General features: G+C 65.7%; 19 protein-coding genes and 2 tRNA genes. 10 read left to right on the top strand and 11 right to left on the bottom strand.

The genetic code is table 11. The features are described from left to right. Window positions 1–241: 241 nt before the first annotated feature. Window positions 242–316 (bottom strand) — tRNA-Gln (locus tag ACVOLO_RS11415). Between the two features lie 26 nt (window positions 317–342). Beyond that, window positions 343–419 (bottom strand) — tRNA-Met (locus ACVOLO_RS11410). Window positions 420–538: 119 nt separating this feature from the next. Between ACVOLO_RS11410 and ACVOLO_RS11405 the strand changes: the two genes are divergently transcribed. From ACVOLO_RS11405 to bfr, 3 genes are all read left to right on the top strand, one after another. Next, complete coding sequence (locus ACVOLO_RS11405) at window positions 539–1,138, top strand: RNA pyrophosphohydrolase (protein WP_481570404.1); 600 nt, start codon at window positions 539–541, stop codon at window positions 1,136–1,138. An 87-nt stretch (window positions 1,139–1,225) separates the two neighbouring features. Continuing rightward, the gene (locus ACVOLO_RS11400; RefSeq protein WP_057631586.1) at window positions 1,226–1,426 is read left to right on the top strand and encodes a (2Fe-2S)-binding protein; all 201 of its coding nucleotides are present in this window, start codon (window positions 1,226–1,228) and stop codon (window positions 1,424–1,426) included. A gap of 116 nt (window positions 1,427–1,542) precedes the next feature. Further along, a complete protein-coding gene (gene bfr / locus ACVOLO_RS11395; protein WP_481570403.1) occupies window positions 1,543–2,013 on the top strand; it encodes a bacterioferritin in 471 nt (156 codons plus the stop codon). 157 nt (window positions 2,014–2,170) lie between these two features. On the opposite strand, the gene ACVOLO_RS11390 is transcribed toward bfr, so the two are convergent. From ACVOLO_RS11390 to ACVOLO_RS11380, 3 genes are read right to left on the bottom strand one after another with little or no spacing between them, the layout of a single operon-like run. Beyond that, window positions 2,171–4,447, bottom strand: a complete 2,277-nt coding sequence (locus ACVOLO_RS11390) for an ATP-binding protein (RefSeq protein ID WP_481570402.1) — start codon at window positions 4,445–4,447, stop codon at window positions 2,171–2,173. A 1-nt stretch (window position 4,448) separates the two neighbouring features. Next, entirely contained in the window at window positions 4,449–6,269 is a 1,821-nt protein-coding gene (locus ACVOLO_RS11385) for an EAL domain-containing protein (protein WP_481570401.1), read from the bottom strand. A 31-nt stretch (window positions 6,270–6,300) separates the two neighbouring features. After that, entirely contained in the window at window positions 6,301–6,942 is a 642-nt protein-coding gene (locus ACVOLO_RS11380) for a DUF4126 domain-containing protein (RefSeq protein ID WP_481570400.1), read from the bottom strand. Between the two features lie 168 nt (window positions 6,943–7,110). On the opposite strand from ACVOLO_RS11380, the gene ACVOLO_RS11375 reads away from it, so the two are divergent. The 6 genes from ACVOLO_RS11375 to ampE all read left to right on the top strand — a co-directional run bounded on the left by ACVOLO_RS11375 (window position 7,111) and on the right by ampE (window position 11,047). After that, a complete protein-coding gene (locus ACVOLO_RS11375; RefSeq protein ID WP_481570399.1) occupies window positions 7,111–7,848 on the top strand; it encodes a DUF6776 family protein in 738 nt (245 codons plus the stop codon). Window positions 7,849–7,850: 2 nt separating this feature from the next. After that, the gene (locus ACVOLO_RS11370; RefSeq protein ID WP_481570398.1) at window positions 7,851–8,288 is read left to right on the top strand and encodes a bactofilin family protein; all 438 of its coding nucleotides are present in this window, start codon (window positions 7,851–7,853) and stop codon (window positions 8,286–8,288) included. Window positions 8,289–8,319: 31 nt separating this feature from the next. Beyond that, window positions 8,320–8,706: an iron-sulfur cluster insertion protein ErpA gene (gene erpA / locus ACVOLO_RS11365; RefSeq protein ID WP_481570397.1), complete on the top strand. Its 387-nt coding sequence runs from the start codon at window positions 8,320–8,322 to the stop codon at window positions 8,704–8,706. A gap of 26 nt (window positions 8,707–8,732) precedes the next feature. Next, window positions 8,733–9,065: a hypothetical protein gene (locus ACVOLO_RS11360; protein WP_481570396.1), complete on the top strand. Its 333-nt coding sequence runs from the start codon at window positions 8,733–8,735 to the stop codon at window positions 9,063–9,065. A gap of 115 nt (window positions 9,066–9,180) precedes the next feature. Then, entirely contained in the window at window positions 9,181–10,089 is a 909-nt protein-coding gene (nudC, locus tag ACVOLO_RS11355; protein WP_481570395.1) for an NAD(+) diphosphatase, read from the top strand. A gap of 70 nt (window positions 10,090–10,159) precedes the next feature. After that, window positions 10,160–11,047 carry a regulatory signaling modulator protein AmpE gene (ampE, locus tag ACVOLO_RS11350; protein ID WP_481570394.1) on the top strand — a complete coding sequence of 296 codons (888 nt, stop codon included), beginning with the start codon at window positions 10,160–10,162 and terminating at the stop codon, window positions 11,045–11,047. Between the two features lie 43 nt (window positions 11,048–11,090). Here ampE and ACVOLO_RS11345 read toward each other — a convergent pair whose 3' ends face one another. The 5 genes from ACVOLO_RS11345 to ACVOLO_RS11325 form a co-directional block, all read right to left on the bottom strand. Continuing rightward, on the bottom strand, window positions 11,091–11,480 hold the full coding sequence (locus ACVOLO_RS11345) for a DUF2752 domain-containing protein (protein WP_481570457.1): 390 nt from the start codon (window positions 11,478–11,480) through the stop codon (window positions 11,091–11,093). Window positions 11,481–11,500: 20 nt separating this feature from the next. After that, window positions 11,501–11,872: a CD225/dispanin family protein gene (locus ACVOLO_RS11340; protein WP_481570393.1), complete on the bottom strand. Its 372-nt coding sequence runs from the start codon at window positions 11,870–11,872 to the stop codon at window positions 11,501–11,503. Window positions 11,873–11,903: 31 nt separating this feature from the next. Then, window positions 11,904–12,257 carry a hypothetical protein gene (locus ACVOLO_RS11335; RefSeq protein WP_481570391.1) on the bottom strand — a complete coding sequence of 118 codons (354 nt, stop codon included), beginning with the start codon at window positions 12,255–12,257 and terminating at the stop codon, window positions 11,904–11,906. A 98-nt stretch (window positions 12,258–12,355) separates the two neighbouring features. Continuing rightward, window positions 12,356–14,245: an MFS transporter gene (locus tag ACVOLO_RS11330; protein ID WP_481570390.1), complete on the bottom strand. Its 1,890-nt coding sequence runs from the start codon at window positions 14,243–14,245 to the stop codon at window positions 12,356–12,358. 41 nt (window positions 14,246–14,286) lie between these two features. Further along, window positions 14,287–15,159: a LysR family transcriptional regulator gene (locus tag ACVOLO_RS11325; RefSeq protein ID WP_481570389.1), complete on the bottom strand. Its 873-nt coding sequence runs from the start codon at window positions 15,157–15,159 to the stop codon at window positions 14,287–14,289. A gap of 98 nt (window positions 15,160–15,257) precedes the next feature. Between ACVOLO_RS11325 and ACVOLO_RS11320 the strand changes: the two genes are divergently transcribed. Further along, a complete protein-coding gene (locus ACVOLO_RS11320; protein WP_481570388.1) occupies window positions 15,258–16,445 on the top strand; it encodes an MFS transporter in 1,188 nt (395 codons plus the stop codon). A 149-nt stretch (window positions 16,446–16,594) separates the two neighbouring features. Here the strand turns inward: ACVOLO_RS11320 and yccS are convergent, their stop codons facing one another. Next, on the bottom strand, window positions 16,595–18,787 hold the full coding sequence (gene yccS / locus ACVOLO_RS11315; RefSeq protein WP_481570387.1) for a YccS family putative transporter: 2,193 nt from the start codon (window positions 18,785–18,787) through the stop codon (window positions 16,595–16,597). Window positions 18,788–18,821: the final 34 nt, after the last annotated feature.

The raw sequence follows: 18,821 nt of genomic DNA, 5'->3' as shown, positions 1-18,821 counted from the left end.
AAGCAAAAGCCCGGCTTCGGCCGGGCTTTTGTCGTTTTGGAGCCGGGGATGGGGCAGGGCCGAAGCCCTCTTTCCTGGGATGGCGCTGTGGCCGGGTGTTCGTCGACCCCTGCATTCTTTTCGTCAGGCGGACGGATGCTCTTGATCTGGATCCTGCTCTGGCTTCAGCCTTTGTGAATCCCGAATCCCGAATCCCGAACAAAAGAAATGGCCCGATCTCTCGATCGGGCCATTTCATGTCTGGCAGCCCCGGAAGGATTCGAACCTCCGAATGTCTGAGTCAGAGTCAGATGCCTTACCGCTTGGCGACGGGGCTGTAATGCAGGTCAAACCTGCGTCCCTTGGTGGCTATGGGTGGACTCGAACCACCGACCCCAGCATTATGAGTGCTGTGCTCTAACCGGCTGAGCTACATAGCCTCGGGGAGCCGGCAATTCTGGGCATATGAAGATGAACTGTCAATAGTTTTTTCTTTGCTTGTGGCCCGGGCAAGGCCATGGCAGAGTCCCCGACAGTAGAAATTTTAGGAGTCCGCATCGTGATCGATCCGGACGGCTATCGACCGAACGTCGGCATTGTGCTGATGCGGGAAGACGGGCAGGTGTTCTGGGCACGACGTGTGCGCCGGGATGGCTGGCAGTTTCCGCAAGGTGGAATGAACACCGACGAGACGCCTGTCGAGGCCATGTACCGCGAGCTGCAGGAAGAAACCGGCCTGCTGCCTGAACATGTCGAAGTGCTGGGGGCGACCCCTGGCTGGCTTCGCTATCGCTTGCCCAGCAGGGCGATCCGTCGCAATGAACGACAGGTTTGCATCGGCCAGAAGCAGGTCTGGTTCTTGCTGCGCCTGACCGGCGACGAGGCGCATGTGCGTCTGGACCTGACCGAGACGCCGGAGTTTGACAGCTGGCGCTGGGTGGATTTCTGGTACCCGGTTGAGCATGTGGTGATGTTCAAGCGCGGTGTTTACGCACGTGCGTTGAGGCATCTGGCACCGCTTGCCCGTGGGATTGCCAGCGCCGATGTGCAGTCGATGCCCGCGGCGGCGCAGGAGGCCTGGTTGCCGGGCAACACCGCTGGGCATGAGCGGCCGCGCAAGCTGCAGCGGCGGCAGGCGGGCTGGCGCAAGCAGAGTTAAGAGTGATTAACGCTCGAAATTGACAACTATTCGCATTTGCGATTGAATGCCTTTCAGCCAGTTCGGCTGTCTGAAGAGCACCACACCGTGTACGTCTGCATCTGCAATGGGGTTACCGATCACCAGATCCGTGAAGCCGCGCTTGCCGGCTGTGACAGTGTGGCCGAGCTGACCATGCGTACCGGCTGCGGTTCCAATTGTGGCTCCTGCCTGGACATGGCCGCTGGCTTGCTGGACCAGGCACGGGCGACCCGCGAGTTGCCGCTACCGTTGCTGCGGGCCGCCTGAGCCTGCCTTGGCCGCGCACCGGGACGGTGTGCGGGGGCTAATGATCACGATTCGCGTTCCTTCATTGTTCCCCGGCAAGGGGTAAAGTGCGCTCGTTCTATACAAGGAGCCCGCGCATGAAAGGCGACGCCAAGGTCATCGAATTCCTCAACAAGGTCCTCTACAACGAGTTGACCGCCATCAACCAGTACTTCCTGCACGCCAAGATGCTGAAGAACTGGGGGCTGAAGGAACTGTCCGAACACGAGTACAAGGAATCCATCGATGAGATGAAGCACGCCGACGTGCTCTCTGATCGCATCCTGTTCCTTGAAGGGCTGCCGAATTTCCAGGCGCTGGGCAAGCTGCGCATCGGCGAGAACCCCACCGAGATTCTCAAGTGCGACCTGGCGCTGGAGAGCGAAGGCGTGGTGGTGCTGCGCGAGGCCGTGGCTTATGCCGAGTCCATTGGCGATTACGTCAGCCGCGAGCTGTTCGTGAAGATCCTCGACTCGGAGGAAGAGCACATCGATTGGCTGGAAACGCAGTTGGATCTGATCGAGCGTATCGGCGAGCCGAACTATCTGCTCACCAAGATCGACGACTGATCAAGGGCGACCCGGTGCTGCCGTCCAGGCATGCATGCCCAGCGGATATATCCGGGGCCGGCCCGTGAAACTGAAGGAACCGTCGCACATGCGGCGGTTCCTTTTTTCTGCCTGTCACCATGGGCGGGCAGTTGCCTGGCTGGTACCTGTGAGGCCTTCAGCCCGGGGAAAGCGGCTCACCGCGCTTGTCGGCCTGGTAGCCGAGCAGTGCCTGACGTGCGCGGGAAAACTCGGTGAGCATCCGTGCCGCGTGGCCGGTGGGCTGGGCCAATGTGCCGCTGCGCGCGGCATGTTCCAGCTGCCTGGCGGTTTCAGACAAGGTCAATGCGCCGACATTGGCGCTGGAGGACTTCAGGCTGTGGGCCACCTCGCCCAGACGGAGCAGGTCGTTGTTGGTGGCGGCAGCCTGTAGCTGCTGCAGCAGGATCGGTGTTTCGTCCAGGAACAGCTGGATGATGGTGTAGGTGTCTTCGCCGACGATCTCCAGCAGTTCGTCCAGCACTGCGCGGTCAAGCGCCGGGGCCGTCGGTGCAGGGTGGGACGAAGGGGCGTTGGGAGTGCTCATGGCGGCTACCGTAAGGCTGGGTGGTGCAGGTCTGAAGGCTTGCAGGCAGGACTGCAGCTGGCTGCGGGAAATCGGTTTGGAGAGGTATTCGTCCATGCCGCTGTCCAGGCAGCGCTGGCGGTCGCCGGCCATGGCGTTGGCGGTCATGGCGATGATCGGCAGGCGCGGGGTGTTGGTGTCGGCTTCGTGCTGGCGCCAGCGCTGGGTGGCGGCATAGCCGTCGAGCACCGGCATCTGGCAGTCCATCAGTACCGCGTCGTAGCGCTGCGTGTGCATCTTCTCCAGCGCGATGGCGCCGTTTTCGGCACGGTCGGTGCGGCAGCCAAGGGTGGTGAGCAGCTTCTGTGCGACCAGCAGGTTCACCGGGTTGTCCTCCACCACCAGCACCGACATGCCGCTGATGTCGCCCGCGGCGAGGGCGGCAGGCTGTGCCGGCGGGGCGTCCGCTGGGGCGGTTTCAGCCGGTGCCGGCGCGGGCAGGGACGTGTCCGTCAGTGCCTTGCGCAGCTCCGAATCGGGCAGCTGACGCGGCAGCAGCGTGGCGTTCTCGTGCAGCTCTTCGGGGACTGCGGCGTCGCCATACAGCCACAACAGGCGTGGGGCATCGGCTTCCATGCGGTTGATCGCGCGCTGCAGGGCGGCAGCGCCGTGGCGCAGCGGGCCGAGATCGGCGATGACCGCGTGCCAGCCGCCGGACGCGGTGGGGTTGCGCAGGCGTTCCAGTGCTTCCTGCAGGTTGTGGGCGATACGCGGTTGATAGCCCCAGGCGGGCAGCACCAGCTCCAGGCGGTGGCGCAGGCGTGGTTCGGGCGAGACCAGCAGTACCTGGCGCGCGTTGCGCAGGTGTTCGGGGCGGTGCAGGTCGCCGATGACTTTCAACAGCGGGATCTCGAACCAGAACGTCGAACCGCGGCCGGGTTGCGATTGCACGCCGATGCTGCCGTGCATCAGGTCGATGATGCGTTTGCAGATGGCCAGGCCGAGCCCGGTGCCACCGTACAGGCGGGTGGTCGACGCATCGGCCTGGGTGAAGGACTGGAACAGACGCTCGCGCTGGCTCGCGTCCAGGCCGATGCCGGTGTCGCGTACTTCAAAGCGCAACTGGTGCTGGGCCGGGGTTTCACCCAGCCGCGCGACCCGCACCTGGATGCTGCCACGCTCGGTGAACTTGATGGCATTGACCAGCAGGTTGCCCAGCACCTGGCGCAGGCGCACCGGATCGCCACGCACCGGCAGCCGCACCGCCGGATCGATATGCAGCGAGAGCTGCAGGCCCTTGTGCTCGGCGCTGCGCTGCATCAGCAGCAGCATGCCTTCCAGCGTTTCGCGCAGGTTGAAGGTGGTGACTTCCAGCTCCAGCCGGTTGGCTTCCAGCTTGGAGTAATCAAGGATGTCATCGACGATGCGGAACAGCTGGCGCGAGCTTTCGGTGGCGGTGGACAGCATGCTGCGCTGTTCCATGTCCAGCGGCCCCTGCGCGACCAGTTCCAGCATCGGCAGGATGCCGTTGAGGGGGGTGCGGATCTCGTGGCTCATGGTGGCCAGGAACTCGCCCTTGGCCAGGGTGGCGGCTTCGGCCGCCTGTTTGGCCTGCAGCAGTTGCTGTTCCAGCTGGCTGTGGCCGATTTCTGCCTGGCGCAGCTGCTTGCATTCCAGTTGCAGCTCTTCGCTGTGCAGTTGCAGTGCGTGTTGGCGCCGCGCCGCCGCGTGGGCATGCCCGGCGGCCAGCAATGCGGCCAGGATGCCGAGCGCGCCGGCAAGGGTGCCGGCGATGGCCGGCAGTTGCGGAAGAAATGGCGCGGCGAGTGCGGCAGCTCCGCAAGCGGCCGCTGCCAGTGCCCAGTTTCGCGTCCCCCCCGAGACGCTCACTTCAGAGCACCGCGTTCTGGAAGTCGAAATTCAACTCGTTGCCCGCGCGCTGTACGACGTTGCCCTGGATGTAATCCACGCCGCCCATCCACATGGCTGCGGCCGCCTGCGGGTCTTCGATCTGCTGGCCGATGATCTGCAGGTTGGCACGGTGTGCGTTGTCGATGGCCTCGCGCAGTTCATCGCGCAGCTGCTGGCTGGTATGGCTGCCGGCATAGCGCGCCGCCATCCGTATGTAGCTCAGCGGCAATTGGGTGAGCAGCGCATTGGCTTCATCCCCGGGCTCGAACTGGCTCAGGCAGAACTGCACGCCGGCTGGCATCAGCTGGGAGCAGAACTGCTGCAGGCTGACCGCGTGCACCAGTGCGTCGGACAGGCGCACGTCGATCACCAGGCCGTTGCCGGCCACCTGCCGCTCCTGCAATGCCTTCAGCAGCCATTGCGCGTATGCACCCCGGGAAAGCGTGCGCAGCGATTGGGAAACGAACAGGCGCAACGGCGGCTGCGCGAACTGATACAGGTGCAGCAGGCCCAGTGCGTGCTCCACGACCTGCTGGTCCAGGTCGGCGATGCGGCCAGCGCTTTCGGCAGCCGGGATCACCTGCCCGGCGGAAAGCAGGGTGCCGTCACTCTGGCGCAGCCGCAACAACACCTGGTACTGCGCCGTGTCGCCACCGGCAACGGCGACGATGGGCTGATATGCCAGCTCAAGCTGGCCATCGAGCAGGGCCAGGTGCTCGTCATCGAGAGTGGCTTCTTCCGGCGTGTAGGCGGCAATGCCGTTGTTGCTCAGGCGTGCCTGCAGCGCGGTACGTTCCACCGCTTCCAGCGCCTGGTCGGCATCGTTGAAACTGCCCGGCAGCGCGGCGTGGCCAACGGCACAACGCAGGAACACGGATTCGTCCTCGCGTGCGGAAAACGGCTGGGCCGACAGCCGCTCGCGGATGCGTTGGGCCAGGGGTTCAACGGCTTCGGCGGCGATGTCGCGGGCCAGCAGCAGGAAGCTGTTGTCGTTCAGGCGCGCCAACACATGCGGCTGCAGGTTGTCAGCCAGACGCTGGCCGGCCTGCACCATCAAACGCTCGAAACTGGCGTAGCCATAGCGCTCGCGCAGGCCCAGGGCGCTGGCGATCTCGATGAACATCACGCCGGCGGGCTGCTGCGCGGAGATGGCTGTTTGCAGTTGCCGCATCACGTTGTGGCGGGTAGGCAGCCCGGTCTCCGGGTTGTTCAGCATCGGGCCGCTGTCGGACTTGCCCTGTGCCTGCTGGCGGTTGCGGCGGATGCGGTTGGCAACAGCGGCAACCAGGTGGCGCGGCCGGATGGGTTTGACGAGCACGTCGTCGGCACCGCAATCAAGCACTTCAAACTGGCGATCCGGGTCCGCCTCGCCGGTGAGGAACACGATCGGCAGCAGTTGCTGATGCGGCTGCTGGCGGATCATCGCGGTCAAGCGCATGCCGTCCAATCCCGGCATGTGCAGATCCATCAGGATCAGGTCGGGGCGGTGTTCGCTGATCGCCTGTTGCACGCCTTCGGCTTCCATCTGCACGAAGGCCTGCATGCCGGCGCCATGCAGCACGCTCTGTGCGAACAAGGCCTGCGAGCGGTTGTCTTCGACGATCAGCACGCGGTACGGCGTGTCGTCGGCGACCGACGGCGCGGCATCGGTGGTTGCGGCGTTGCTGGCGGCCTTGAGTTGGGCCTGCACGACCTCGGCCGGTGGTGCGTTGCGCACGCTCCAGCGCTGCCAGTAATCGGCAGGCGGCGTCTCGGCGCGGATCGGGCGGGCGGTGGTGTTAGGGGTGTCGTTGCTGGCCATCGGTACTCCCGGTAGACCGGGGATTATGCGTTCAAGGAGCGGGTGGGAGCGAATGATCGCCCCCGCCGGGCAATGAAGCGGCAGCGGGGGAAGGTGCCGCGAAAAGACGCTTGAGCCCCCGCCACAGCATGCGCCACACCAGCCAGACCACCAGTGCGCTGATCACGCTCACGCCAAGTACCAGGATCAACGCCAGCCACGGATGGGCAAGCGCCAATGCCAGGCCGCCGATCACCAGCCCGTCCTCGACGAAGGAGGCCATCCAGTTGCTGGCCGGTTCCGGTGAGGTGTTGAGCAGTGCGCGGGTTCCGGCTTTCAGGCCGTGGCTGGCCAGGGCGACGCCGGCGCCGGCGGCCAGCACGCCCGTGCTCAACTCCCCATCGGGCGAGAGTGTGGCCGCAGCCAGGAATGCACCGGCAGGCACACGGGTGAGGGTCTGCAGCAAGTCCCAGATCGAATCCACGCCGGGAATCTTGTCGGCGAAGAACTCGGTGATGGCCAGCGCGCCGGAGGTGCCCAGTACCCACCAGGACTCGGTGGCCTGCAGCGCCGGGGGCAGGTCAACCCAACCCATCAGCCCGGCCACACCCACCCCGAACACGGTGAGGTAGACGCGGATGCCGGCCATCCAGGCCAACAGGATGCCGATGACGAAAACATGGGCTTCGGTCATGGGAAGGGGCTCCGGGGGGAGAACTGTGAGCAGGATCGCAACTATCGAGCATGGGTGCCGTGATTGCCAGATGTGCCGTCCCCGGCGCGGGCGGCCAGTGGTCGTTTACACTGGCCCGTCGTTTCAGACGGAGCACAGGCCCACCCTTGCAGGGGGCCGGAGCCTGCCATGACCCAGCGGATTTCACGTTTCCAGATCACCCCCCGCGGCAGTGGCGGCCAGCGCCCGGGCTGGGTGCCGATTGCCATCCTTGCCGGCGCCTGGCTGCTGTCCCTGCTGCTGGTGGGCTGGCTGGCATCGCGTTACGCCTCCCCCGATGCGGGCGGCCTGCGCGAAAAACTGCGGCAGAGCGAGCAGTTGGTGGCGCAGCAGCGCAGCCAGCTGGAAGAGCAGCGCCAGCGTCAGGCCACGCTGGAAGCTTCGGACCGGATCAGCCGCGCGGCCAACACCGAGGTGCAGGCCTCGCTGGCCGAGCGCGACGAGGAGATCGCTGGGCTGCGTGCCGATGTGGCCTTCTATGAGCGTCTGGTGGGCTCGACCAGCCAGCGCAAGGGGCTCAATGCACATTCGGTGGAGTTCTCCCCTGAAGCGGCCGGCACCTGGCATTACAGCGTGGTGCTGACCCAGAACCTGAACCGCGGCGCCATCAGCCAGGGGCAGATGCGCTTTTCGGTCGAAGGGGTGAAGGACGGCAAGCTGACCACGGTCAGCTGGGATGACCTGCACCAGCGCAAATCGGTGCCGGGGCAGGAGTATTCGTTCCGATATTTCCAGCAGTTGGACGGTAGCGTGATGCTGCCCCGGGATTTCACACCGCAACGTGTGCGAGTCTCCCTGTCCGGGCCTGGGGGGGGCGCGACACAGACATTTGATTGGAAACTCGCCGGCAACGGCAGAGGGGAGTAGGCATGTTCAAAAGCAAGTCCAAAAGCGGCGGTGAGCTGTCCGTGGATGCCCTGATCGGCTCGCAGGTGGAAATCCGCGGCGACGTGGTGTTCAGCGGCGGCCTGTATGTGGATGGCCGCATCATCGGCAAGGTGATGGCCGCCGAAGGCAGTCAGGCGATGCTGACGCTGGCCGAGCACGGCCATATCGAAGGCGAGGTGCGTGCGGCCGTGGTGGTGCTCAGTGGCCGCATGGACGGCGATGTGCACGCCACCGAACGGGTTGAGTTGACCCCCAGCGCGCGCGTGAACGGCAACGTTCACTACCAGGTCGTGGAAATGAACGCCGGCGCGCAGCTCAATGGCCGCCTGGTGCATACCGCCACGATGGCCGCCCTGCCGGCCCCGGATGACAAGCAGGCCGAGCGTAAATCAAAGAAAATTGAAGCCGCCGAAGCTTGAAACCGCTTCGGCCCGCCCCCATGCTGGCCGCATGAGTACGCTAGTTTCCCTGCCCGGCGCGCAGCCGGCGCCTGACTACCAGTCCCTGGACCGCCCGTTGAACTTCACCGCGGCGGCGGCGGCCAAGGTGCATGAGCTGATCCAGGACGAAGGCAACGATGCCCTGGCGCTGCGCGTGTATATCCAGGGCGGTGGCTGTTCGGGCTTCCAGTACGGCTTTGAGTTCGATGAAAACCGTGCCGAGGACGACCTGGCCGTAGTCACCAACGAGGTGACCCTGCTGGTGGACCCGCTGAGCCTGCAGTACCTGATGGGCGCTGAAGTGGATTACAGCGAAAGCCTGACCGGCGCGCAGTTCGTGATCCGCAACCCCAATGCTCGCACCACCTGCGGCTGCGGCAGCAGCTTCTCGGTCTGAGCTCATCCCGCATTCCCCCGCGTTCCATGCAATCCCATCTCGAAGAACAGTTCCACGCCGCCATGCTCAACATCTATGAGCAGGCTGCTCGGCTCAAGCCACCGTATCGCGCGACACGTTTCCGGCAGATGGTGCTGAGCCAGGGCGGAAAGGCGGCAGCGGATCAATTGCTGATTGCCGGCAGCCCGTCGGATGGGTTCACCGAGCTGTTCCTGCGCGGGCCGGAGAACCTCAAGCTCAGCGTCGAATACCTGGTGCTGCAGGAGCCGTGGAAGCAGCTGTTCACCGAGGAACAGCTGGCCAGCGCGCGCAACCTGCTCGGGAAAGTGGGTGTCGAACCGCCCGCAAGCGCCGGCTGATCGTTCGCGCCCGGCCGGGTTTGTGGATTGAACCGAATCAATGTGTCGAGGGGCCCGCCAAACCGCGGGCCTTTCGCGCTTGCGATGGACACGCTTTGGCGGCAGGCTCTGACGGATGTCCAATCCTGATCGTTCCTTCTCTGGATACTCCTTTGCTGGCGCACCGCTGGATCGCGGTGATGCCCTGCGTGACGACCCCGATGCATTGAGCCGGCTCTGGCCGCAGGCACGGGTTCTGGTGCTGGATACCGATGGCACGGCGTTCGCCGATGCCCAGGGCCAGCCGTTCCTGGTCAATGGCCGTGAACTGGGCGGTGGCCCGGGTGCGGCGGTGTTCCTGGGGCTGAGTGCCGATGGCCGCGCCTGGTTTGTTGCCGAAGCCAGCACCCTCACCACGCGCGCACCCAACCGCATCGACCTGCGCCAGGCCGCCGCCAGTTGGCCGGCTGAAGCGGCCGATGTGTTCTGTTATGCGCGCGGGATGTCGTACTGGCACTCGCGCAACCGCTTCTGTGGTGTCTGTGGCGGGCCGGTGCGGTTTGGCCGGGCCGGTTTCATCGGCCATTGCGACCAATGCGGCACCGAGCATTACCCGCGCGTTGATCCGGCGGTGATCGTCGCGGTGGAGAACAACAACCGGCTGCTGCTGGGCCGCCAGAGCAACTGGGTGGCGCGGCGTTACTCGGTGCTGGCCGGTTTCGTGGAGCCGGGGGAAACCTTTGAGCAGACCGTGGCCCGTGAGGTGTTCGAGGAATCGAAGGTACGGGTGATTGAATCGCGTTACATGGGCACCCAGCCGTGGCCGTTTCCCGGCGCGCTGATGGTGGGCTTTTTCGCCACCGCCCAGGACGACACGCCGACGGTGAACGGTGAGCTGGAGGACGCGCGCTGGTTCAGCATCGAGGAAGTGGGCGCGGCGCTGCGTCGTGATGTCGACGACGATGGCCAGGGCGTATTGCTGCCTCCGCGCATCTCCATTGCCCGCACGCTGATCAACCATTGGTACCAGTGCAGGACCGGATGAGGGTGCCGGACGTCATGCTTCCCCGTGCAGCGCGTCGGCAGGGCCTACAATCGCAGGCCGGAGGAGACGCATGTTCACAACCTTGGTAGCGGTGATTGCGGCATTGGTGCTGGGCCATCTGGCCCCGGCGGCGATGGCGTCGCTGCGTGACTGGCGCTGGTATGGGCGTTGGCTGCAATGGTGGCAGGGCCACACGGGCGAAGCCACGGGCAGCCGTTATGGGCTGGTGATGGCCATCACCCTGTGTGTGCTGCTGGTGGCGCTGCTGCAATGGGCATTGACCGGGCGCCTGTATGGTCTGCCGTCGCTGCTGTTCGGGGTTGTCGCGTTGACCCTGTGCTGGGGCCCGCGTGACCTGGACCGCGATGTCGAAGCGGTGATCGATGCCGAGGATGCCAGCGGCCGCGACGCTGCGGTTTCGCACCTGCAGGCCGGTGGCGGCAGCATGCGTGAAGATGCGCCATCGCTGGTCGAGGCGACGGCGACCGATGCACTGCGGCGCTGGTTTGCGCCGTTGTTCTGGTTCCTGCTGCTTGGGCCGTTTGGCGCCGTGCTTTACCGGCTGTTGGCGCAGTCGCTGCAGGGCCCGCAATCGGCGGTGTTGTCCGATGCCGCCCGGCAGGGCGGAGCGACGGCACTGGCAGTGCTGGAATGGCCGGTGGCGCAGCTGATGACCCTGTCGATGGCGTTGGTGGGCAACTTCGACACGGTGTTCTCCGCCTGGCGCCGCGCCGGTGGCAACCGCTTGGCATTGGAGCTGGGCTTCCTGGCGCAGGCTGCGCGCGCAAGCGTGGGCGCCGAGCGGATGGAAGAAGCCGATGAGGCACGCCTGACCGGCATCGCGCCGGTGGACGAGCGTTACCCCGAGTTGCGCGATGCGATGAGCCTGGTGTGGCGGATGCTGCTGCTGTGGATGGCGCTGCTGGCCCTGCTGGTGATCGCCGGCTGGGTAGGCTGACGCGGCGGCAGGCGCCGGGGCTGCCCCGGCAAGGGCCGGTGGGTCAGCCCGGGGCGAGCAGGGTGAAGGGGAACCAGGGCAGGTTGCGGATGATCCAGAAGCCGGTCAGCGTTGCCACCCAGGGCCAGGGGGATGCCATCCACCTGGCGACAGGCTGCAGGTACGCCGGCTTCCAGCCCGCGTGCCACGCCACGGCAAAGGGCGTGAGTGCCAGCAGCAGCATCGCAAGTACATTCATCTGCACCGCGGTGGCCACATCGCCATGAACCAGGGCGTGCAGGGCGCGGGTTATCCCGCACCCTGCACAGTAGTGGCCGGTGATGGTCAAAAACACGCAGGGCGGGAACGGATTGCCCGGCAGGTTTGGGTTGAAGGTGCGCAACGCCCAGATGCCTGCGCCGGCCGTGGCAGCGGCCGGCAACGAAGCAAGCATCAGCCAGCGTCGCGTCAGGATCACTGTGCGGCTTCGATCTGGCGGCGAATCTGTTCGAACTGCTCCATGTAGCCTTCGGTGCCCATGTAGGCGAAGGAGACAGCGCCGATGATCACGGCCAGGATCAGGATGCCGGTGGTGACCCAGGCCCAGGTCTTGGCGGACCTGGAAGCGCGTTCGGCGCCGGCGCGGTCACCGGCATTGAGCAGGGTGTTCACCTTGCTCGAATACACGATGGCGACGATGCCGGTGATGATGCCCGGGAAGCTGTAGCAGGAGACGCAGCAGACCAGGAACGAAAGCACGGTGATCACGATCGACCATGCCAGGTGGGTGGGGACCGGGCCGCTGGCGTCGCCTGCATGCATGCCGGGGGGCGGGACTGCGTTCATCGGATACTCCTTGTGCGGATGAGAGGCGGAACTAGCGGGCTTTGCAGGCATTTGCCGCAGTGAGCGGCGAAATGATCATGGCGGCCACCCAGCACAGTGGCCAGGTGATCCATCCAATGAAGACAAAAAGCAGCAGGAAGTTGACGAAGGCCAGGGCCCAGTAGCCAAACATGAAGATCAGGCCGGTGCCGACGTTGCCGGCGTACATGTGGCCAATGCCGAAGACCTGGAACAGGCCCGGGATTACCTCCAGCAACGCGGCCACACCACCGGATTTTTCCGGGTGGTGATAGTGATGCACCACCTGCGGTGCAGCCGGCGGGCTGTAGGCCACGGGTGGCTGTGGCGGCGTCGGTGGTGCGGGCGGTGGCGTGGAACTGTCCATGTACTCCCCAGAGGTTGGTGACGTGCCGCCTGCTTCCCCGGCGGCACGCAATGGGACGTAGCCTAGCTACTTGTCCTACTTCTGGAAAGCGTAAATACCTACGCCTGGTCGCCGCGCAGGCCCCGCACCTGGGCTTCCAGCTGCGCCGCATCGGTGTGTGCGCCGTCCACCGGCGGGGCTGCGACCACCTCGACATGCGCGCGGAAGCGGCGCGGCACCCGCATCCGGCCCAGGCGGGTGTCGCGGCGGCTCCACATGCTGGCCCACATGCCCTTCAGTGCCATCGGTACCACCGGCACCGGGCGCCGGGCCAGGATTTTCTCCACGCCGGACTTGAACGCGGCCATCTCGCCGTCCCTGGTCAATGCACCTTCCGGGAAGATGCAGACCAGCTCGCCGTCGGCCAATGCCGCGTCAACTTCGTCGAAAGCGCGCTGCATCAGGTCAGCGTTTTCCTTCGGGCTGGCGATGGGGATGGCCTTGGCGGTGGTGAAGATCCAGCGCATCACCGGGATGTTGAAGATCCTGTAGTACATGACGAAACGCACCGGGCGCGGAATCGTCGCCGACAGGATCAGCGCATCCATGTAGCTGACGTGGTTGCAGACGATCAGCGCGGCGCCTTCATCGGGCACGTTGGCCTCCACGCCCTTGACCCGCAGCCGGTACAGCGTGCGCACCATCACCCAGCTGAGGAAGCGCATCAGGAATTCGGGGACGATGCTGAAGATGTAGATCGCCACCAGTGCGTTGGCGATGGCCAGTGCGAGGAAGACCTGTGGAATGCTCAGGCCGAGCAGGCGCTGGGCCAGCAGGCCGAGTATTGCCGCCGCGACGATGAAGCCGGAGTTCTGGATGTTGAGCGCGGCGAACACGCGCGACATTTCCGACTTCGGCGTGCGGCTCTGGATCAGTGCGAACAGCGGCACCACGAAGAAGCCGGTGAACAGGCCGATGCCGAGCAGGTCAATGACGATGCGCCAGCTGCCCGGCTGTTGCAGGAAACCGGCCACGTCCAGCTCGGCGACCGTCACCACGCCGCTGCGGGCGAAGTACAGGTCGAGCAGGAACGCGCTCATGCCGAATGCGCCCAGCGGCACCAGGCCAATCTCGACGATGCGCCCGGACAGCTTCTCGCACAGCAGCGAGCCGACGCCGGTGCCCAGCGAGAACAGCGCCAGCGCGAAGATGTACAGCGTGTCACCGCCGCCAAGGTTGACCACCGCATAGGTGGGTAGCTGCGAGGTCAGCACGGTGCCGAAGAACCAGAACCACGACACGCCGAGGATGGCGTTGCGCACCGCCTTCTGCTTCTTGGCCATGCGCAGCACCGCCAGCGATTCGCTGAGCGGGTTCCAGTTGATTTTCAGCTCCGGCGCACCGGCATCCAGGCGCGGGATCATGCGCGAGGCGATGTTGCCGGCCACGGCCAGGGCGATGATCGCCACCGCCGCGACAAGCGGGCCGTGGCTGCTGGCCAGGGCGAAGATCATGCCGCCGGCGATCATGCCGGTGAGGATGGAAATGGAGGTGCCCATTTCCACCAGGCCATTGCCGCCGGTCAATTCCTCGGGTTTGAGGATGGACGGCAGCACCGAATACTTGACCGGGCCGAACAGGGTGGACTGCAGGCCGGTGCAGAACAGCGCGATCAACAGCACCGGCATGCTCTGGGTGAGGAAGCCGATGGCGGCCACCGACATGATCACGATTTCCATCGTGGTGGTGATCACGATCAGCCGCTGCTTCTCCAGCTTTTCAGCGATTTGCCCGGCCAGGGCCGAGAACAGGAAGTACGGCAGGATGAACAGCGCTGGCGCAAGGTTGGTGTAGAGCGTGCGCTCCTCGGAGCTGACGCCCAGGTAGAACAGCAGGCCGATGATCGCCTGGCGGTAGATGTTGTCGTTGAATGCGCCCAGCGCCTGGACGATGAAGAACGGGAGGAAGCGCCGTTGCTTGAGCAGCGCGAACTGGTTGTGGCCTGACATCGTGTCTCCTCGGTTCTGCGCGGCACCTTAGCAGACCGCGACTACGCTGCCAGCGGGGTGAGCAGCGCCAGCAGGGCGCGTGCGGCTGGCGTCGGATCGGCCCGCCATACCGCACAGGTACGGAACTGAAAGGTTTCGGCCAGGGGACGCACGCCCACGCCCTGCATGTGGTCGGCCATGCTGGCTGGGACTACCGCGACTGCCAGGCCTGCGGCCACCAGTTGGCGCTGTATCTCGCTGTGGGTGACTTCGTATTGGAGCTGTGGGTGGATGCCGAGCCCGAGTAGGGCATCGTCGACCATGCGGCGCACGCCAGCACCGGGGATCAGCGCGGCCAAGGGAATGCCGTCCAGGGCCTGCAGCGGGATTTCCTGCAGCGCGAGCAGGGGATGCTCCGGCGGCATCACCAGCGACAGCCCCTCTTCGTGCAGCAGCCGGTGTTGGGCGGGCAGAGCGAGCTGCGGGCCAACGCCGATCAGCGCCACGTCCAGCCTGCCCTCGTCCAGATCGGCCAGCAGCGCCTCGCTCATGCCTACGCGCAGGTGCACGTCCACGGCGGGGTGCGCGGCACGGAAGGTCGCCAGCAGGGCGGGGACGTCCACCACATTGAGCGAGGTGATCTGGCCGATGTTGATGCGGCCACGCACCGTGCCCAGTGCCAGTGCCATTTCCTCCTGCAGGCGGGCAGCGGCCTGCAGGGTCAGGCGGGCGTTGCGCAGGAATACCTCGCCAGCGGCGGTGGGCCTGACCCGCCGGTGGCCACGCTCGAACAGGCGCGCGCCGAAGGCTTCTTCAAGCCGGGCGACCTGGTGGCTCAGCCCCGACTGCACGGTGTGGCAGCGCGCTGCGGCGGCAGTGAAACTCCCTTCCTCGGCCACGGCGACGACAAACTCAAGCTGGCGCAGGGTGAACATGCCATCACTGAAACAGATGGCTGCAATGAAAACAATGCATTTGTGTCATTGCTGGGCCGCGAACAGACTGGCGCCCGGTTCTTCACCTTCCCACCGCCATGTCGCTCGATGCCTCCCCTCCCAACCCGCTCAGTCAGTCGCGGGTGCTGCTGCTGGCCACCGCCACTGGCCTGATCGTGGCCAGCAACTACTACGCCCAGCCGCTGCTGCAGATGCTGGCCGGCGTGTTCGAGGTCAGCGCCGGCCAGGCGGGCTGGGTGGTGACGGTGGCGCAGCTGTCCTACGCCACCGGCCTGTTGCTGATCGTGCCGCTGGGCGACCGGCTGGAAAGGCGCGGGCTGATCGTCGGCCTGTTCGTGCTGGCGGCGGTGGGCCTGGCGATCAGTGCCAGCGCCGGCAGTCTCACCCAACTGTTGCTGGGCACCGCCTTGAGCGGGCTGAGCGCGGTGGCCGCGCAGGTGATCATCCCGCATGCAGCCACGCTGGCCGTGCCGGAACACCGGGGGCGCGTGGTGGGCACGCTCATGGCCGGCCTGCTGCTGGGCATCCTGCTGGCGCGCACGGCCTCGGGGGTGCTGGCCGGCGTGGGCTCCTGGGACACCATCTATTCGGTGGCCTGTGCCGCCCTGCTGTTGTTCGCCATGGCCCTGTACAAGCTGTTGCCCACGCACAAGCCAACCGCGTCGCTGTCGTACCCGCGCCTGATCGGCTCGGTGCTGGCGTTGCTGCGCGACGAGCCGGTACTGCGCCAGCGCGCCTTGCTGGGGGGCCTGTTGTTTGCCGGCTTCAGCGTGTTCTGGACGCCACTGGCGTTCCTGCTGTCCGGCCCGGCCTATGGGTATTCCATTGCCACCATTGGCCTGTTTGGTCTGGTGGGCGCGGCCGGTGCGTTGGCTGCCAGTCGCGCCGGCCGGTTGAGCGACCGTGGCCTGGGCCGCTGGGTGGCCGGTGGTGGCCTGGCGATGCTGCTGCTGTCGTGGCTGGTGCTGGTGCTGGCACCGCTGTCGCTGGTGGCCCTGGTTGTCGGCGTGCTGCTGCTGGACGTGGCGGTGCAGGCGGTGCACATCAACAACCAGAGCGTGATCTACCAGTTGGATGAAAGTGCGCGCAGCCGCATCACCTCGGCCTACATGACCTGCTACTTCATTGGTGGCGCCAGCGGCTCGGCGCTGGGCACCGCAGTGTGGACGCAGTACGGCTGGAACGGGGTGTGTGCGTTGGGCGCGTTGCTGGCGGTCGTGGGACTGACCGTGTTCTTCATGCCGGTGCGTCGGCCGCGCGGTTGATGTGTCGCAGGAGCGAGCTTGGTCGCCAAGCACATCAAGCCAAAGACAGCGGGGATGCACCGATCCTGCAGCCCCATCCGCGCTGAACTTACGCACATTCCGGCTTCGCGACCGAGGTCGCTCCTACCGTCGATGGCAGCGGGAGTGGTTCAAGTTGCTCCTGCAGCGGCGGGGAGAGCGCTTTGCGGCTGGATGGCCTCGGCCGCGGTGCTGCGCAGTTTGGGCATCAGCCGCAGCATCAACGCCAGCTGCGTGCGGACCAGGCGTGCCTTCTCGTCGATGTCATCGGGCAGTTGTTCCAGCGCATCGGCCAGCGCGATTTCTTCCTCCTGAGGGGTTGCCGTATCGCGACGGGCCAGGGCATCGGCCAGTTGTGACAGCGAATGCTGCAACTGTTGATGGCCGGCGATGATTACCGGGTCTGCTTCCACCGACGCGGATTGCGCGCGGTGCGCGCCCAGTGCCGACAGATAGCCAAGCAGCGTGTTGGACAAGGCCAGGAAGCGGAAGCCGCCATCGAGATTGCCGCGCGCATAACCGGGCTCGCGCAGCATGTGTGCCAGTGCAACCGACAGGGCAACGTCGGCGTTGTGCATGTCGCGGCGGGCGACGCGGTAGGGCAGGTCGTCGCGCATGCCACTGCGGTACTGGCCCAGCACCTGCTCCAGATACGCCGTGCTGCTGGACACCACCTGCGCCATCACCCGGTGCAGGCGCCGGCCCTGCCAGTCGGGCAGGATCAGCAGCGAGGCGATGGCGGCAATGGCGCAGCCGATCAGCGTATCCAGCAGGCGCGGCCAGATCAGCACGAAGCCATCGCCAAGCAGGTTGAAGCAGACCAGCGCCATCACCGTGATCGCCGCGGTGGCCAGCAGGTAGCGGTCGGTGCGGTTGAAGAAGAACACCAGCGCTGCCGCCAATGCCAGCAACAGTTGCAGATGGGTGCCGGGGAACAGCTGCATCAGCGCCCAGGTCGCGCCCAGGCCCACCAGCGTGCCAGCAATACGCTCGACCAGACGACGGCGGGTGGCGCCGAAATGCGGGCGGCACACGAACAGGATGGTCAGCAGGATCCAGTAGCCGTTTTCCGGGTGCACCAGTTTGAGCACGACATAACCGGCGATCAGCGCCACCGCGATGCGCACACCGTGGCGGAACAGCAGCGAGCCGGTGGTGAGTGACTGGCGCAGGCGCGTGGCCATCTCGCGCAGCGTATGCGGCGAGGAATCACGCAGGCGGGTGTCGATGCCTTCCATGGGCGTGTCGGCCAGCGAGGCCTCGGAGAGCTGCCGCTCGATGCTGGACAGGTTGTGCGCCAGCAACTGCAGCGAGCCGATCAGGCGCGCCCATTGCGGCCGTTTCTGTTCGCGCAGGTAGTGCAGCGATTCGGTCAGGTCCTGGCCGGCCTGCAGCGCCTGCTCGCCATAGGTGAACGGTTGCCGCAGGCGGATGGCCTGGCCCAGCGCCTGGCAGGCCTTGCCCTGCAATGACAACAGGCGCCGGCAGCGGTAAAGCACATCGCTGTGGAAGAAGGTGTCGGCCAAGGCCTCGTAGGGATAGTGCGAGGAACTGGCGCGCTCGTGGAAATCCTGCGCCATGTAGTACAGCCGGAAATACAGGCCCGATTGCACGCCGGGCCGGCCGGAGCGCCCGAAGCGGCTGAGGATGGCGGTCTTGGCGGTGTTCAGTGCTTCGACCACGCGCACGTTCTGTTCGGCCAGCGTCAGCCGTCGTGCTTCCAGGTTGCCGTGCCGTACCGGCTCGAACAGGTCAGCCTTGAGCTGCAGGTAATGGCCCAGTTCGAAGAACAGCCGCGCCAGCCGTTCGCGTACCGGGCGGTTGGCGAACATCGCTGTCCACAGGATCGACAAGGCGCCATACCACGCCGCGCCGATGAGCAGGTGCCACACTTCCTGCCACGCCGGGCCGGGCGACTTGAGCTGGTCCATCGCCAGCATGGTGTAGATGGCCAGGGTCACCGTGGCCTGGCCGATGGAGGCGTAGCGTTCGCCCAGCGCACCGAGCAGGGTCAGGCAGAAGGCAGTCAGGGCCAGTGCGGTGATGAACGGCAGCGGGTACGCGAACAGCCACACCACCGAGGCGGCGGCCAGGGTGAAACACAGCAACGACAGCAGCACCGATTTGGTACGCCCCCACCAGTTGTCGTCGGTCTCGGCGATGGCGCTGGCGATGATGCCCAGGAACAGGCCGGGGATGGCACCGATGCGGTCGTAGTACCAGCCATAGGCCAGCACGCTGGTCAGGGCGATGAAAACGCGCAGGCCGTAGCTGGCTTTCTCATGGGCCCAGAGCTGGCCCAGTTGGCGTTCAATGCGGGACATGCCGGAGATTATGGCCTTGCGTCAAAGCCGCAGC

This window comes from Stenotrophomonas sp. STEN056 (assembly GCF_056759635.1).
The sequence above is the reverse complement of the archived record's forward strand: the minus strand, read 5'-3'. Positions and strand labels throughout refer to the sequence as shown.

Bases quoted from the DNA above. Each gene is read 5' to 3' on its own strand.
- ACVOLO_RS11380 (WP_481570400.1), bottom strand. From the start codon at position 6,942: ATGACCGAAGCCCATGTTTTCGTCATCGGCATCCTGTTGGCCTGGATG.
- yccS (WP_481570387.1), bottom strand. From the start codon at position 18,787: ATGTCCCGCATTGAACGCCAACTGGGCCAGCTCTGGGCCCATGAGAAA.
- ACVOLO_RS11330 (WP_481570390.1), bottom strand. From the start codon at position 14,245: ATGTCAGGCCACAACCAGTTCGCGCTGCTCAAGCAACGGCGCTTCCTC.
- ACVOLO_RS11340 (WP_481570393.1), bottom strand. From the start codon at position 11,872: ATGAACGCAGTCCCGCCCCCCGGCATGCATGCAGGCGACGCCAGCGGC.
- ACVOLO_RS11385 (WP_481570401.1), bottom strand. From the start codon at position 6,269: ATGGCCAGCAACGACACCCCTAACACCACCGCCCGCCCGATCCGCGCC.
- erpA (WP_481570397.1), top strand. From the start codon at position 8,320: ATGAGTACGCTAGTTTCCCTGCCCGGCGCGCAGCCGGCGCCTGACTAC.
- ACVOLO_RS11345 (WP_481570457.1), bottom strand. From the start codon at position 11,480: ATGCTTGCTTCGTTGCCGGCCGCTGCCACGGCCGGCGCAGGCATCTGG.
- ACVOLO_RS11320 (WP_481570388.1), top strand. From the start codon at position 15,258: ATGTCGCTCGATGCCTCCCCTCCCAACCCGCTCAGTCAGTCGCGGGTG.
- bfr (WP_481570403.1), top strand. From the start codon at position 1,543: ATGAAAGGCGACGCCAAGGTCATCGAATTCCTCAACAAGGTCCTCTAC.
- ACVOLO_RS11325 (WP_481570389.1), bottom strand. From the start codon at position 15,159: ATGTTCACCCTGCGCCAGCTTGAGTTTGTCGTCGCCGTGGCCGAGGAA.
- ACVOLO_RS11360 (WP_481570396.1), top strand. From the start codon at position 8,733: ATGCAATCCCATCTCGAAGAACAGTTCCACGCCGCCATGCTCAACATC.
- ampE (WP_481570394.1), top strand. From the start codon at position 10,160: ATGTTCACAACCTTGGTAGCGGTGATTGCGGCATTGGTGCTGGGCCAT.
- nudC (WP_481570395.1), top strand. From the start codon at position 9,181: ATGTCCAATCCTGATCGTTCCTTCTCTGGATACTCCTTTGCTGGCGCA.
- ACVOLO_RS11370 (WP_481570398.1), top strand. From the start codon at position 7,851: ATGTTCAAAAGCAAGTCCAAAAGCGGCGGTGAGCTGTCCGTGGATGCC.
- ACVOLO_RS11375 (WP_481570399.1), top strand. From the start codon at position 7,111: ATGACCCAGCGGATTTCACGTTTCCAGATCACCCCCCGCGGCAGTGGC.
- ACVOLO_RS11335 (WP_481570391.1), bottom strand. From the start codon at position 12,257: ATGGACAGTTCCACGCCACCGCCCGCACCACCGACGCCGCCACAGCCA.